The sequence below is a fragment of the Anaerolineales bacterium genome (assembly GCA_025808555.1).
Lineage (GTDB): Bacteria > Chloroflexota > Anaerolineae > Anaerolineales > UBA11579 > JAMCZK01.
Genome location: CP075526.1, coordinates 1504024 through 1519893, shown reverse-complemented (window position 1 = coordinate 1519893; position 15870 = coordinate 1504024). Strand labels below are relative to the sequence as shown.

At 61.6% G+C, this 15870-nt stretch carries 8 protein-coding genes; all 8 read right to left on the bottom strand.

All coding sequences use genetic code 11. The features are described from left to right. Positions 1 to 3 precede the first annotated feature (3 nt). Entirely contained in the window at positions 4 to 2547 is a 2544-nt protein-coding gene (locus KIT08_07710; protein UYN88975.1) for a hypothetical protein, read from the bottom strand. Positions 2548 to 2549: 2 nt separating this feature from the next. Beyond that, positions 2550 to 7682: a glycosyltransferase family 39 protein gene (locus KIT08_07705; GenBank protein UYN88974.1), complete on the bottom strand. Its 5133-nt coding sequence runs from the start codon at positions 7680 to 7682 to the stop codon at positions 2550 to 2552. A gap of 2 nt (positions 7683 to 7684) precedes the next feature. Continuing rightward, positions 7685 to 9829 carry a glycosyltransferase family 39 protein gene (locus tag KIT08_07700; protein ID UYN88973.1) on the bottom strand — a complete coding sequence of 715 codons (2145 nt, stop codon included), beginning with the start codon at positions 9827 to 9829 and terminating at the stop codon, positions 7685 to 7687. 96 nt (positions 9830 to 9925) lie between these two features. Continuing rightward, on the bottom strand, positions 9926 to 10747 hold the full coding sequence (locus tag KIT08_07695) for a methyltransferase domain-containing protein (GenBank protein UYN88972.1): 822 nt from the start codon (positions 10745 to 10747) through the stop codon (positions 9926 to 9928). Continuing rightward, the gene (locus KIT08_07690; GenBank protein ID UYN88971.1) at positions 10744 to 11910 is read right to left on the bottom strand and encodes a glycosyltransferase family 4 protein; all 1167 of its coding nucleotides are present in this window, start codon (positions 11908 to 11910) and stop codon (positions 10744 to 10746) included. Before KIT08_07690 ends, KIT08_07695 begins: the two co-directional genes overlap by 4 nt. Before the next feature lie 114 nt (positions 11911 to 12024). Next, on the bottom strand, positions 12025 to 13056 hold the full coding sequence (locus KIT08_07685; protein ID UYN88970.1) for a GDP-mannose 4,6-dehydratase: 1032 nt from the start codon (positions 13054 to 13056) through the stop codon (positions 12025 to 12027). 3 nt (positions 13057 to 13059) lie between these two features. Then, positions 13060 to 14064, bottom strand: coding sequence for a flippase-like domain-containing protein (locus tag KIT08_07680; protein UYN88969.1), 1005 nt, complete (start codon positions 14062 to 14064; stop codon positions 13060 to 13062). Beyond that, entirely contained in the window at positions 14051 to 15853 is a 1803-nt protein-coding gene (gene lepA / locus KIT08_07675; protein UYN88968.1) for a translation elongation factor 4, read from the bottom strand. The genes KIT08_07680 and lepA overlap by 14 nt, the downstream gene beginning before the upstream one ends. Positions 15854 to 15870: the final 17 nt, after the last annotated feature.

The window sequence follows — 15870 nt, the reverse complement described above, 5'->3', positions numbered from 1 at the left end:
GCTTTACGGAACAGCGTAAATGCTGACCGTGCCATTCTGGAACACCAGCGGCAGGCGCGCTTGGAACTTGGCTTCGTTCACAGAGTAAGCAGCCCGCTCCAAGTCACCCACAATGACGTAGTTAATGCTGTAGCGCTGCAATATCTCACTGGCAGTCACCCAGTCGCCTGTGGAATATAGACTCTCGATGGCGCCGATGCGGCCATAGTCCACATTCCCGCCGCGCCATTGGCCTTCGTGACCTGGCCAACCCATCACGTTCTGCATACCAGTGAAGGTGGCGTAGCGGGCGTAGGCGCTGTAGCTGCCGCCGACCGCCTCGGCCAGCACGCCGGGTTCGGCCGTCTGCAGCCAGGCGATCGCCTCGCGAGCGTCTGGCGGCAAATGGATGCTGCCGTCCAGGGTCAGCGGCTGGCCTTGCGGGCGGCTGGCTATATCCGCAAAGGCGTAGGCTGGGTACACAAAGCCAGCGCCAAGAACGACAAATACCAGCGTCGCCGCGGCCAGGCGCGCCCCGCGGCGCAACTCCAGCATCAACACAGAAATACCGAAGGCAGCCACCACGCTCCACAGCAGCCAGGCCTGGTAATAGAACTTGAAGACGGTGTTCATGCGCGTGCCGAACTGGTCACGCAAATAGATGAACTCCGGCGCGGTCACCAGCAGGGCAGCCACCAGCGCCATCAACACCGCAAAGTGACTGGCGGTCTCAGCGGGCTGCTTGCTGCGGCCCGCTTTGCCGGCGGCAAGCAGCCCGCCCAGCAAGCCCAACAGCACGATCAGCGTCAGCCAGCCGCCCGGCCCGGCAAAGCGGCGGCGCAGGGATTCGGCAAACAAACTACCAAGATCAGGTGCACCAGCCATTGAAGCTACACCCAGCTGTGCAAATAATTCCGACAACTTAATAAAGAAGCCAGACAAAAGGCCGCGCAGAAAGCTAAACACGGTCTCAGACAAATGTAAGAGCATACTTTCAATACCGAGAAAGATCCCAGCTATAAATGCAAAAGCCCCGGAAAACACAGAAAATAGAGGGATTAAAAGAAACGAGCCGAGCCATAGGGCAGCAACGAAGGCTAAGCTATACAGCAATGCCCTGGGCAGACCCGCCCAACCGCGCTGCTTCCATTGCCACAATGCCCACAGCAACAGCGGCGTCAGCAGGGTGGCGAACATGATCCACAAATGCGTGCCGCGGGTGGGCGTAAGCAGATTGGGCAAAATGCCGCCAGCTTGCGATGTAAAGCCAATAAAGAAGGGCAGGAAGAACAGAATGCCAGTGACGCCCACCAGCACGACCAGGTTCAGGAATTCGTTCAGACGCTCGCGCCCCCACCCTTCCTGCGTTGCCCGGCGCAGCACATACGCGCCGGCAAACAGGATGGCATAGATGGGCAGATCCCAGATGTTCAAGAACGCCAGGGCACCGATCACGAGTGCAGCCAGCGCGAGAGACTCCTCCCTGATGTACAAGCCCATGCGAGGTTTCTTGCGCTCACTGCCGCCCAGATAGGTATTCAGCGCAACGCCGGTGGCCAGCAATACAAACGGGATCGAAAGTACGTGCGGGTGCAGATCACCCAGCACGAACGAGAAAGCCGGGAACTCATCAATCAGCTCCTGCTCGCCGCCATCGAAAGTGCGGTCATTGATGACGCGCGAGGCACGCCACCACCACCATGAACCGGTATCAAAGTAGCGCGGCACCCAGCGCGGCTCCTCAATGGGCGGGTTGACCAGTTCCTTGACATCCAGCCAGACCCAAAAAGCAGACTGGGTTTCGCCGGCCGCATTGGTTTCCCAAAAGAGATGGCGGGCGTGCACGATCTCCAGCAAACCCTCAACGTTGCCCATCACCAGCATCAACAGAGGGGCCAGACCCGCCAGCCAGCGCGCCGTGCGCATCAGGGTCGGCTTGTAGACGGCCAGCAGGTTGTAGGTCAGGCCATACGCCGCGGCCGCTCCCATGGCAAACACATTTGCCAAGCCCAGATTGAACGCGATCGCCCCGGGAATACTGAGCAGCTTGGCCTTCAAGGCCACCATCAGGAAGCCAAAGTAATAGTATGAGATCGAATAGCCTGACAGCCACGGGTCTTGCGGCGGCATGCTGGGGGATTGGAGAATGGCGTTGATGAACGCCAGCTCCATTGGCTTTTCAGTCCCCTCCACACGCGGGTAACTGGCACGCATCCACAGCATGAAGATGAACGCTAGTAGATACACCAGCTCGGTGGCGAGGATCTGGCCGCGCTGCGCTCGCAGCCACGCGCCCAGGGCGCCGGCGGGCTGGCTGCGCCAGGCCCAGATGGCCAGGCCGGCCAATAGCAACAACGCGGTCAGCAAACCGGCAGCGCTGTTGGCCAGCAGACCAAAACTGCTCAACAGCCAGAAGATGAAGCCCCACAGCAGCAGCGCCAGCGGGCGCAGCATGGCATAGCCGCGTTCCGGCAAGGCCGGCAGCAGGCGGTAGGCGATGGGCAGCGCCAGCCAACTGAGAGCCGTCAGCAGCGCGTACCAGGCGATGATGTAGAAAACCTCACTCATGGCTATTGCATCACTTCGTATACAACCGTATCCCCAACGCGGAAGACCTCGCGCCACAGGCGGCCGTCTTGCGCTTCAAACTTGGCCAGCCCGGCCGAGCTGTACACGGCGCGCTCCATCTGGCCGACGATGATATAACCCACCCCATATTTTTCCAGCAAGGCCTGCGCCTCGCCAATATCGGTGGTCTCATAGAACAGATTGACTTCGCCCATGCGACCCCACACATCGTTGCCAGGCACGAATTCGCGCTGCTGGCGCTGGTGATGGTTCCAGCCCAGCACAGCGGGCAGGCCAGTGTTGATGGCATAGCGCGCCCCCCAGCGGTACTCGCTGACATAGCCTTCCATGATCACCGGCGAACCGATGATGTTTTCTTGCATCCAGCGGATGGTCTCGTAATCCTCGCGCAGATCCAGCACATGGTCATTCTCGTAGTACACCGAATACTGCATGTACTCCATGCCATCCAAACTGCGCGGCGAGCCGGCCGTCATGCGGTCATTGATCTTGGCGGTCACGCCCAGCAGCAGGAACAGCGCACCGCAAGCCAGCAAAGCTACACCGGCGCCTTGCCAAAAACCGCGCCAACCGGGCGTCCACTCGTGCATGGCCTGCCAGCACCACGCCGCAGCCAGGGCAGCACTGAGCGCCAGCAGGGTCCACGCCTGCATGTAGAACTTGAAGACCGTGTTCATGCGCGATACATCGCCTTGTAGCACCATGACTTCCACGAACAGGGTCAGGAAAACCGCGGTGCCCACCATGAACAGCGCCAGGCGCTTGATCTCATCCTGGTCCGGGCGCAGGAACAGCAGGCCAACCCAGATCAACAACGGCACCAGCAGCCAGCCGACCACCACGCCCATCACATGCAGGCCGAACATCACCATCAGCACGGCAACCAAACCCAACGCCATCAGCCATACGTACGGCTCCAACTTGCGCACGGAGGACAGCGGCGTACTGGCCAGCCATTGGCGCGTCTCCCACACCAGCCAGGCAACAATAAAGAAAAGGAAGATGCCCCAGTGGGTGAAGTACGGCCCGAATTCCACATGGATACCGTCCCAAATGCGCAGTGAGCTGTAGCCTGTGCGATACCACCAGCTGAACGGCAAATAGGCCAGGTAGCACAACACCGCCAGGGCAGCCGGGCCTGCCAGTATCTTCGCCAGGCGCGGCAGCTTGTCAGCCTTGCGCCGCGGCACATAGCGCCAGATGGCGTAGCCAGCGGCGATGGCGGCCAGCAGCGCATACACTGGCAAGTCCCAGGTGTTGATGGGGCGCAGGCTGCCGATGACAATGCCGCCGAAGGCGAAGACCCAGGCCAGCTGCAGCCAGCCGCTGGCCCCGCGCTGCGCACGCGCCGCGCCCCACGCGCTGCTCAAGACAGCCGAGAGCGCCCAAGCCAATGCCAGCAATGTGACCGGCAGCGCGATCATGTGCGCGTGCAAGTCTGCATACGTGAATGTAAACAACGGAAATTCGGTAATTGGCGCAGACTCGCCCGGCGCGGGGAAGATGCGCGTCGGGTTCCAATACCACTCGCCCAACCCATACGGCAGCGGCGCGCCAGAGATGGAAAGCACAAAGCCGCGCAGCATCCACCAGGCGCGGGTGAAGAAGGCTACGCCTTCCACTGCGCCATCACCGCCCAGGCGTACATAGCCTTCAAGGATCATGTGCAGATTGCCCAGGTTGCCCAGCAAGACCGTGCCCACCGCAGCCGCCAAGCCGACCGCCTGCGGGCGCGGCCCGCGCAGCCGAGGCTGGCGTTCCTGCCAGGCCGTCCACACGTTCCAGGCCACGCTGTAGGCGCCCAGCGCCAGCATGGCGAACAGGCTGGGCAATATCAGGTTATAGGCCACCGAGGGCACAATGCCAAGCAACTTCACCAGTGAGCCTACCAGCACAAAGCCATAATAGTAGTAATTGATGTAGCCGCCCGCAAACCATGGGTCGTAGGCGGGGAAGCTGGTGCTCTTGAGCACGGCATTGAAATAGGCAAAGTCCATCGGCTTTTCGCCGCCTTTGGCCGGGTGCCATAGGTCCGGGTTGCCCAAGCGGATCAATAGCATGAGCAGGAAGAAGCCGAGGAACACCAGCTCGGTGCGGATGAACATGGAGCGCTGGCTTTTCCACTCGGCCTTGATGCTGGCCCACTGCGGGCGGGCTGCCAGTAAACCCAGTAAACCGATCAGAAGCGCGAACACGGCCAGCCAACCGCGGCTGAAGGCCAGCCCCAACGAGCCACCCATCCATCCAAAATAAGCCAGCAGCAACAAACCGGCCAGCCGTGCGAAGGGATAACCGCCATCGCGCAAACCGGGCAGCGCCCAGCGTACCAGGGGATAGGCCAGCACGCCCAGCACGCCCAGCGCGATGTACCAGACCACCAAGCTGACCCAGGGCGAGACATTCACCCATGACTCTCGGTTGAACAACTCAGACCAGGTGCCGCCGGCCTGCTGCTGCTCCAACCGGTCGGCTGGAAGCATCAGTGTGGGCGGCACGCCGCCCGAGGCTTCTTTAGGCGTCAGGCGAATGGCCTGGTCAACCGGCGCGGCGGCCAGGATGGCGGCCACCACGGCGGGGTCATAGTCCGCGGTCTTTTGGAAGATCAGCACCTTGGTGTGGTCATAGACCGTGAAAGCTTCTTCGGCCCACTGGTCATTGATCTTCCACGGGCCAAGCTGCGGCGCGTTCTCAAACACTTGTACGAGCTCAAAGCCCAGCTGGCCCGCAAACATGCCGGGCTGCGCTTCGGCATAGCACCACTCGATGGTGCGCTCGGCTGGACAGCCCAGCAGAGCGCGGTAGTAAGCAATCACCAGCGGGAAACGTTCAGGGATACGGGGCAGGCTGCCCCATTGGCGATTGGACGAGATGAATACATATTCGGATTGGTCGAGTGTGGTCTGAAAACGCTGCACTTTCTCAGCGTTCTCATCCCAGTACATTTCAAAGTTCAGGCCGCCTTGGTAGATGCCGCCAAAGCCGTCGTAGCCATCCATGCGCAGCGGCAGGCCGTCGTCCCAACTGGTCTCGTTGGCCAGCGGGCTGCCCTGCAGGGTGGCCTGGGTGTCAGACAACGCGCTGAGCTGCAGGTAATAGATAATGCCCTGGCTCAGCTCAAACGGCTGCGGCAGCTGATAGCTGGCCGCCAGCCCCGGTTGCGAACCCGGTTCGACCGCCAACTCTATATCCAGCAAAGCCGGCGCAAACTCGGGCGTCAGGCCAATTTGCAAACGCAGCGGCACCGGCGCCAGCCGCACCTGCTCCTGCGGACGCAGGTACAGCACCACCTGGTCAGGGAAGCTACCTGGGGAGAGCGCAAACTGCAGTTCGAGCGCCGCGCCCATGTTGATGCTGAGTGGCTCGCTCAAAATGTCCTGCTCAGGCAACTCGGCGCTCTGCGAAGAGCTCAACACCACGCGCTCCACCACCAGGCGACCCTCGCCAGCGGGCAATTGCAAGTTGAGCTGGTATATCGCCAGCGGGTCAGCGAACGCCGTGGCGCCTACCAGCAGGGCCACCGGCGTGGTTTCGCCGACTGGCAGGTTTTCGTAATCGATCACCTGACCATAGTCAGCGTTGAGGGTCTCGTTCACCTCACCCGTGCGCAACATGAGCGCCGTAGTCGCCTGCACAGACTTGATATCGATCTGGGTCAGCAGCCCATCCACGCGGGCCGAGAAGCTGGTGAGCAACGGGGCCACCGGGCGCACGCGGGCGTTGTAGGGCAGCGAGAGTTGCTGCTTCTGCATGCCCTCTTCGCCTTGCAGATTGAGGGTCAGCGGGCCGGGGATGTTCTCATAAATCCAGCGCGTGGCCTGTACGCGAGCGTGCGGCTGGCGATAGATCTGCACGAAGGCCACAGACCATAGCAGGCCACCCATCACGCCCAGCGCCGCCAGGGCGATGGCGGCTGGTCGCAGCCAGCCGGCAGGACGCAGTTTGCCGCGCCCGGGTGCCTGGCTCATCCGCCACAGCTCAAATACGCCCCATGCGCCAAGGATCGCCAGCACGGGATACAGCGGCAGGAAATAACGCATGGTGGGGTTGAAGGCGGCTGACTGCCACACAAAGTACACAAAACCCCAGCTCCACAAAACGAAATACGGCTTCAGCCATTCGCCCTTGAAGGCGCGCCAGCCCGCCCACACAAAGCCGGCCCAGGTTGTGATCGCCAAGGGAATCCCCAGCCCCCACTGGACGATATTTTGCAGACCGAACCACACCGGGCGGCGGGCCCACTGCATCGAGGGCGGCCAGTCGGCATCGCCGCTGACCTGGGCGGCCAGCTGGCGCATGGTCTCGACCCAGGCCGGGTTGAGCCCGAAACCGAGGAAGGCGTAGGGCTGGAAAACGCGGAAGGCCAGCACGCTGACGCCGGCGGCCAGCATCGTGTACAGCACGCCGCGGCCCAGCTCGCTCTCGCGCTGCTCGGCGGGCTGGTTGCTGACGCGGATCAGCACCGCCAGCGGTAGCGTCAGGCACACCAAGCCCACGCTGGCCTTGGAGGCCATCGCACTGCCCAACGCTACGCCGAACCACACGAAATCCCAAATATCAAAGCGGCCTGTGCGCTGCGAAGGCGTCGCCACGCGCACGGCGAAATACACCGTGAGCAGCGCGAAGAAGTTGACGAAGTTGTCCACCGTCCAGAAGTGCGATTGCTGAATCGGCATCACTGAAACGGCGTAGAAAATAGCAGCCAGCAAGCCCACGCGGCGTTCAAACAAACGCGTCGCGATCAGATAGACGAGATACAAGACTCCCAGGTCTGCCACCGCTGAGAGCGCACGGCCCACCAGCTGCACCTGACCCGGCATGTTGAACCATTCCACGGCATAGCGCACGATGGTGACGGGAAGATTGCCGTATACAAAGAAGCTGTAGCCGACATTGTTGGGGTTGAGCGGCGAGTTGGCCGTATCGAAATACTCAGCCAGGCTGCTCACCGGCCGCATTGAGGAGACGACCTGGATCAAGAAGCGCTCGTCCGGATGCAGCTGCTGCCCCTCGCCCCATTCGATGCCGGTGAAGCGCAGCCAGGCCGCGCCGATCAACACCAGCGCCAGGGCAAGCTCATACAACCATTTGGATCCAAGAGTGCGTTTTTGAGGCATGGCTAGTTATCCGCAGCAACCAGGTACAGCAGAAAATCGCGCGTCGGGGTCTGGCTCGTGAACGTGGTCAACACACCCTGCGGGAAGAGCTGCTGTAGGGTGCTTGCCGCAAGTGTATCCTCCGGCTTGAGCAGGTACAGGCGCGGAGCAGTCACGCTGGCGGTGTTGGCCAATTGCTCCGGCCACACCGCATAGTCATGGCCGGGCTTGCCCGCCTCCATCGCCACCAGGCGGGTATCCACCCAGTGCGGGTAGGCCACTACCCAGGCACTATCCAACGAACCGAAGCTGTTGGCATAGTCAGCAATCACCTGGCCCATCTCGCGGCTGTTCCACGAGTTGGCTGTGTAGTTGCGCGTGTATTCGCCGAAGAACAGGCCGTAGTTCAGCAAGGCCACCAGCCCCAGCGCACTCACGCCGAGCAGTTGGGCTAGGCGCAAGCCGAACGCACCATTGAAGCGGGCACGGATGCCGTGCAGCAGCGCGTCGAGCGCCAGCGCGCACAGCAAGAAGGCGGGGATCCACGCCGCGCTGGCGCGGTTCATGGCCGGGTTCTCCTCCGGAAAGGCCAGCGAGAGCGTGGAAGGCAGCATCAACAACGGAATACTGATTAGCAGGAACAGATCCTGCCAGTGGCGGTGGCGCGCGTAGCGCATCACCGCCAGGCATACGCCCAGTAGCAGCAGCGCGCCGCTCAGCGGGTCGAACGCGGGAGCGCGCACGTTGCCCACCACCCACAAATTGCCGCCCGAATAGTTGAACAGGCCCAGCCCCTTGACCAGATTGCCCGCAAAAATGCTGGCGGCCGGGCCGGGGTACTCGCGCTCGGCTTCACCAAGGCGGGTCAGCACGCGCTGGTTGACCAGAGCGGGATTGTCGATGGCGAAGCGCAGCAAAGGCGTCACCGCCACAATGGCGACCACCGCCAGCAGCACCGCGCCCAGCAGCGCCTGGCTGCGCGCCCGCGGGCTGCTGCGGTGCAGCAGGAACAGGCCCAAACCGGCCGCGGCCACCAGCGGCATGATGCGAAAGGCGGTGTAGCCATTTAGGCCTATGCCCATGAACAGGCCCGCCAGCAAGAAGTCGTTCAAGCTGCTACGGCGCAGGCCGCGCAGCAAGTGATACAGCATGGGGGCGGCGAGCGCGGCGTACAGGCCAAAGTTCAGGCCCAGGCGTGAGAGCACATTCGGCCAGTAGGCCAGCCCGGTAAGCAGCAGGGTGAACAAGCCCACCCAGCGCCCGCCAAGCTCCTTGCCCAACAGGTACATGTAAGCCAGTGATGCGAAGGCCAACAGCGCGCTGGCCAGCTTAAGGGTCAGGAAACTGGCGCCGGTGCCGAACACATCCGCAACCCAGGCCGCCAGGTAGAACGGCAGCGGCTCGCGGCCAGTGTTGCGCTCAAAGAAGATGGATGTCTTGCCATTCTGGATGTCGATCACATCCATCAGCATTTCGGCGTGGTCGCTCACCATCTCGGGCGGAGTGGCCGTCAGCTGGTGAAAGCGTAAGAACGCGATCAGCCCGAAAGCCAGCAGCACCAGCAGGCTCCAGCGCGAGAGACTGAGCTTGAATTCCGGCTGGGCCAGCCATGCCGCCGCGCGGCTGCGCAGGCTGGGCCACTTGGCCGCTTTGGCGGCAGGCTGCCAGAAGGCGTATAGCAGGCTGCCCACGGCGCCCAGCCAGCAGACCACATTGAGCAGATTAAAGCGATTTCCGCCGCTAAGCAGGAACGCCAGCACGAACAGCACGCCAGCCGCCAGCAGCGGTGTGCGCCGGAACACGGCTACGCCCTTGTGTTCTTCGGCCGGCGCCAGCTGCGGCAGACTCCATTCGCCTTCCACTGCCCCCCATGCGGCCAAGCCGGCCGCCAGCAGCAACACGCTGGCCGCCAGGGCGGCCGCACCACCCGGTGGAGCCAGCAGCACCTGCCCTACAAAGAACAGCACAAAGGCCCCCACGCTGCGCCAGGGCACCTGCGCCAGCGTGAAGGCTGGCGCAGCGGCCTTGGCCCGCGAGCGGCGGGCAGGTTGCTTGCGAGCGGCTGCCACACGGCTGCGCCGGCCGCCGCTGGGCAGCGGCGGCACCGAAGGCACCCCTCGCCCGCTGAATAAGGCTTTCAAATAATCGAGAACGCTGGGTTCTTGCATAGAGTCGGCCAGGTTAATGACCGGGTTGATTTTATCGTAGGCCTGTGTACCGCGCAGTCACTTTGACAGCTACACAGCCACACGACCAATACGCGCCTACCGGCGCCGCGCTACATACCAGGTATACGTACCCTCAGGGTCGGCGCCGCGGTTGGCGTGCGCGGCAAAGATGCGCTTGGTCAGGGCCAGGTTAGCGCCCGACGGCGCCAGCACCCAGCGGCCAAACAGCTTGCGGGCTACAAAGCTCGGCAGGCCAAAATAGTGGCCCCACTCCAGCGCATGCAACGCGGCGGGCGGAAAATAATGCCACCACGCTTCTACATCAAAGCCGGCCTCGTCCAACCGCGCCGCCCATTCTTCGGGGGAGAGCATGTTGACATGCCGCGAGACGCGCGTGAACAGGCGCACATACCCATCCGCCAATCCCTTCAACCCCAGCTTGCGCAGCCCGCTGGCGATGGCCAGGTTGTGGGGCCAGCGATGGTTAGGCACGCAGAACAGGAACAAGCCGCCCTTGCGCACCAGGCGGCCAGTCTCGTTCAGCACTGCATGCAAATTAGGGATATGCTCCAAGACAGAGTTACTCAGCGCGCTGGCAAAGTGGCCGCCAGGCAGCGGGGCGCGGTGGCCCAGCCCCTGCACCAGCCCGCGGTAGGCGTCCCAACGCTTGGCCTCCTGCAACGAGACGAATGCCGGGTCCAGCCCCACATCCAGCTTCTGCGTAAACACCTGGCTGGCAAAGTGCCCGTCACCGCAGCCAAGGTCAAACACCGGCGCGGTGAGCTCAAAATCCTTGTAGAAATCGGCCTCGACCGCGCGCAGCAGGGCTCGGAAGTACGGCAGCGCCTGCAATTGCATCCACCAGTGCGGGTTCTCACCTTGGCGCGGCGAAGGCGCCGATTGCGGCGGCAGGCTCATTTGCCCACCTCACGCGCAATCTCTTCGAACAGTGCCTCGTGGCGCGCCGCACAGGTTTGCGGGCTGAACTCAGCCCGCAGCGCATTCGCATCGCCGCGATACTTTTCGGGGTGCGAGAGCACTTCGATTATGTTGGCCGCCAGCGCATGCGCATCGCCAATTGGCGACACCAGACCCATGCCGCTCATGCGCACCGGCTGGCGCACCCCCGGCAGCGCCGAGGCCACCACGGGCTTGCCACTCATCATGGCTTCGATCTGCACGAAGCCAAACGTCTCCGTCGAGTTGGTGCTGGGCACTACCAGTAAGTCCAATCCCTTATAGAACGAGGGCATATCCTGCATGGCCAGCGTGCCCAAAAACTTCCATTGGCCTTTGCGTTCGTATTCGGCGATGAGCGGGAACAGGCGCTGGGCATATTCTTCCTCCCCCAGCACATCCTTGTACTGGCCGGCGAACCACACCAGCGCATCCGGAAACTTCTCCAGCACCGCCGGCAGCGCCTGCAGCAAGACTTCCACGCCCTTCTCGGCCGCGAAGCGGGTCGCCATGGCGATCACTGGCCGCTTGCCCGCGGGATTATGCTCGGCGGCAAACGTGGCCGCCGCCCCGGCATCCGCCGGCGGCAGCTCGACCGCCGGAGAAATAACGCGCACTTTGTGGGCAAAACGCCGCAGGTACGGCGAGTGGCTGGCAAAGTCCTCTGTATATGAAGAGATGCGATGCGTGAAGCGGGCCGCCATGTCATTCATGAAGTTGATGACAAAGTTGACGAAACGGTTGAACAGCCCGGCCGACAGGATCAGGTCTGAGTGGTAAATGATCACCGTGGGCTTCTTCAGCAGCCAGCCGCGGATGGCCAATCCCGCAGCATCGAACTGCGGCAGGTGCAGCAGCAGCGCATCATGCTTGCGGGTCTCATCCCAGGCCAGCTTACCAATGCTGGGCATGATCACGCCCTTGCTGATGCGCAGCGCCACCGGCACGCGGCGGATGCGTACGCCATCCTGCACTTCCTCCAGCGGTAAGTCCTTCTCGAACTGTGAGGTGAGCACGGTGACTTCATGCCCGCGCTGCACCAGAGCTTTGGCCAAGCGCTCAGCATAGATGGTCAGCCCGCTGGTGTGCGGGCGGTAATAGGTCAAGACGGTAAGAATTCGCACGGGCTGAGTTTATCGCAGAACAGGTTGCTGGGAACTGGCTAGGATTGCTTGAGGCTCAAAGTTAGCCGCAAAAAACGAGTTTAGATTTTATCTGCGTTTATCTGTGGGTGATTTCTAATCAAACAGCTCGCGGTGAGCTTGTACCCAGGCCACCAGCTCGGCCGTGCCCTGTTCCACCCCGATCTTCGGCTTCCACGCCAGCGCCTTCTGCACCTTGCGGATGTCGCTGATATATACCTTCTGGTCACCCGGCCGGATCGGCCCATAGCTCACCGGGATCTTGCGGCCCAGCAACTTCTCCAGCATCGGGCCACATTCCTTCCATATAGACAGCGTGAAATCTGGCCCACCGCCAATGTTGTAGGCCTCTCCCGCCACTTTCTTCTGCCGGGCCACCGCGGCGTCATACGCGGCGATCAGGTCATGCACGTGCAGCATATCGCGCACCTGTTTGCCGTCGCCGTAAATGCTGATGGGCTTGCCCAGCACGGCCGCGATCACGAACCAGGCCAGCCAGCCCTGGTCCTCCACGCCGAACTGGCGCGGGCCGTAGATGCAGCTCTGGCGGAACACCACCGAGGGGATGCCGTAGATGCGCGCATAATCCCGCACATACTGCTCGGCCGCGCCCTTGGAGCAACCATATGGGGAATGAAAGTCGAGTTGCTGCGTCTCGGGCAGGCCGTGCGGCAGCTTGGCATAGCGGTAGCGCGTCTTGCTCGAATGCAACTTGTGCTCCAGCATCTCGCCGTACACCTTATTGGTCGAGGAATAGATAATAAAGGGCTTGTGGCCGGCAAAGCGAGCCGCTTCCAGCAAATTGAAAGTGCCCAACGCATTGATCTCAAAGTCAGTGCGCGGATCAGTCACGGAAGAGGTCACCGCTACTTGCCCCGCCAGGTGTGCGATCACATCGGCGCGCGCCACCGGCTCGCGTAGTGCGCCAGCCGTGCGCACATCGCCCACCACTAGCTCGAACGACTCAGCGCCATGGCTCTCACGCAACCAGGCCAGGTTGCGCTCGGCGCCCTTGCGCGACAGATTGTCGAAAATGATGACGCGTTCGCCGCGCTTCAACAACACATTGGCGTAATTGGAGCCTATAAAGCCCGCGCCGCCAGTCAGTAAGTAGGTTTTCTTTGCCATAGGTTACGCCTGCCGGTTAAGCAGTTTACGGTAAATACCACCCAGGGATTCACCTTGCTGCCAGAAACCAATGATGCCAATGATCCCGGTGACTGCAAAGTAGGTCACATGTCCCACCACAGCGAAGGCCAGCGCTATCGCCGGGTCTGCATTGAAGAAGCTGAGCGCGCCTACCAGCACGCCCTCAAAGACGCCAATATATCCAGGCGACGAGGGCAACGCCACACCCAATGAGGAGACCGCAACGCTGAAAAAGCCCCACAACCACTGCGCCATGGGGAAGAAGGCGCGCATCAGCACAAAGTACCAGCCTACATTGGTAAGCCAGGTCATTACCATCCAGAAAAGCACGCGCAGGAAGCGTTTTCCGTCTCGCAGGGCAGACAACCCCTGCGTGAATGAACCCGCTTTATCCACCAGCCATTCACGCAATTTAGGCCAGCGGCCCGTCAAACGCTCGATCAGCGCTGGCACCAGTTTGGGATTGCTCGCCATCCAGAACAACACGGCGAAGCCAACCACCACCAGCCCCAGCGACACATAGGCCGCCGTACGAGCCCAATCAGCCCCAACCACCAGCGGCAGCGTGAACAGCAACATGGCCGCCGCCAGCCCCAGGTCAAAAACGCGCTCCACCACCACGGTGGATAGCGCTTCCCAGAAGCCCATCTTGGCGCGGTTGCTGATCAGCAACGCCCGCCCCAGTTCCCCCAGCCGGAACGGCAGCACATTGTTGAGCAAATACGCCTGGTTGAGCACCAGAAAGCAATCCTTGAACGAGGCCCGCTCCTGCAGAATAGTGCGCCACGCCATGGTACGCGTTGTGAGCGTGCCCAGAAAGATCCCGATCACCAGCGGGAACCAGGTGAAATCAGCAATGCGGATGGCCGGCCCCAGTTGATCAATATCAATGAAATAGAACAGGCCAGCCACGGCCGCGGCCGTTACCAGCAGCCCCGGCAACAGCCGCAACAATACAGAAGAACCTGCCCGCTCAGTTTTTGTCATCGCTCAAGCGCAACACCGCCAGGAAGGCTTCTTGCGGAATCTCCACGCTGCCCACCATCTTCATGCGCTTCTTACCCTTCTTTTGCTTTTCCAGTAGCTTACGCTTGCGCGTAATATCGCCGCCATAACACTTAGCCAGCACGTCTTTACGCATGGCCTGCACGTTGGCGCGTGAGATCACGCGGCCCTGCGAGACGGCCTGGATGGGCACCACGAACATTTGGCGCGGGATCAAATCCTTCAACTTGGTGATCACCGCCTGGCCCTTATGGAAAGCGGAGTCTTTGTGCACGATGGTGGTGAATGCATCTACCGGTTCGTAGTTCACATGAATTTCCAGCTTGACCAGCTTATCGGCGCGGTACTCCTTGAACTGGTAGTCCAATGAGGCATAGCCGCGGGTGACCGACTTGAGCTGGTCAAAGAAGTCAATAATGATCTCGGCTAGCGGGATCTCAAAGTTGAGCTGGACGCGATCCTTGCCCTGATGGTCCTGCCCGGTGAAGATGCCGCGGCGGCGCTTGACCATCTCCATCACCGGGCCATAGTAGGCGGTAGGCGTAAAGATCTGGATGTCCATCCAAGGTTCCCGCACTTCAGCAATTTCGCCTTCGTTAGGCAGCTCTGCCGGCGAGTCGATCCGCAGGGTCTCGCCAGATTGCAGCACCACCTCATACGCCACGGAGGGCGCCGTGACGATGATGTCGAGATCGTACTCACGCTCCAGGCGCTCCTGCACAATCTCCATGTGAAACATGCCCAGAAAGCCGCAGCGAAAGCCGAAGTTGAGCGCTTGCGAGGTTTCAGGCTCATACACCAGCGAAGCATCGTTGAGTTGCAGCTTCTCCAACGCCTCTTTGAGTTCCTGATAGTCATCACCCTCTACAGGGTAAATGCCAGCGAACACCATCGACTTGACCTGGCGGTAGCCTGGCAGCGCCTCGATGGCCGGCTCCGCTTTGCTGGTGAGTGTGTCGCCCACGCGGCACTCCGAGACGGACTTGAAGCCGGTGGCTACATAGCCTACTTCGCCAGTGTTCAGGCTGGCGCCTGCCGTCAGCCGCGGCGTGAAGCTGCCCACTTCGATCGGTTTAAACTCGGCGCCGGTGGCCATCAGCCGCAGGGTTTCGTCGCCCTGCACCTTACCGTCCACCACACGCACATAGGCCACAACACCCTTATAGGTGTCATAGTGCGAATCAAAGATCAGTGCGCGCAGCGGTGATTCTGGATTGCCCTTCGGCGGCGGTACGCGCTGCACCACTGCCTCCAGCACCGCTTCAATGTTCAAGCCAGATTTGGCCGAAATTTGCAGCACTTCTTCGGCAGGCACGCCCAGCAGTTCCACGATCTCCGCCGTCACGCGCTCAGGGTCAGCCGCGGGCATATCGATCTTGTTAATGACCGGGATGATTTCCAAATCCGAGCCCAGCGCCAGGTACAGGTTCGCCAGGGTCTGCGCTTGCACGCCCTGGCTGGCATCCACGATCAATACCGCGCCTTCGCAGGCTTCCAGCGCCCGGCTGACCTCGTAGCCAAAGTCCACGTGGCCCGGCGTATCGATCAGGTGGAGCTCGTACTCCTGGCCGTCCTTGGCCTTGTACTGCATGCGCACCGCCGAGGCCTTGATGGTGACGCCTTTTTCGCGCTCCAGATCCATGCTGTCCAGCACCTGGGCCTGCATGTCGCGCGCAGATACCGTACCGGTCAGCTGGAGCAGCCGGTCTGCCAGGGTGGACTTGCCATGATCAATATGGGCAATGATGCAAAAATTACGGATATGTTGCATAGAGCGCAAAGTATAAC

Coding starts and splice junctions, on each gene's coding strand:
- KIT08_07710 (UYN88975.1), bottom strand. CDS start 2,547: ATGAGTGAGGTTTTCTACATCATCGCCTGGTACGCGCTGCTGACGGCT.
- KIT08_07705 (UYN88974.1), bottom strand. CDS start 7,682: ATGCCTCAAAAACGCACTCTTGGATCCAAATGGTTGTATGAGCTTGCC.
- KIT08_07700 (UYN88973.1), bottom strand. CDS start 9,829: ATGCAAGAACCCAGCGTTCTCGATTATTTGAAAGCCTTATTCAGCGGG.
- KIT08_07695 (UYN88972.1), bottom strand. CDS start 10,747: ATGAGCCTGCCGCCGCAATCGGCGCCTTCGCCGCGCCAAGGTGAGAAC.
- KIT08_07685 (UYN88970.1), bottom strand. CDS start 13,056: ATGGCAAAGAAAACCTACTTACTGACTGGCGGCGCGGGCTTTATAGGC.
- KIT08_07680 (UYN88969.1), bottom strand. CDS start 14,064: ATGACAAAAACTGAGCGGGCAGGTTCTTCTGTATTGTTGCGGCTGTTG.
- lepA (UYN88968.1), bottom strand. CDS start 15,853: ATGCAACATATCCGTAATTTTTGCATCATTGCCCATATTGATCATGGC.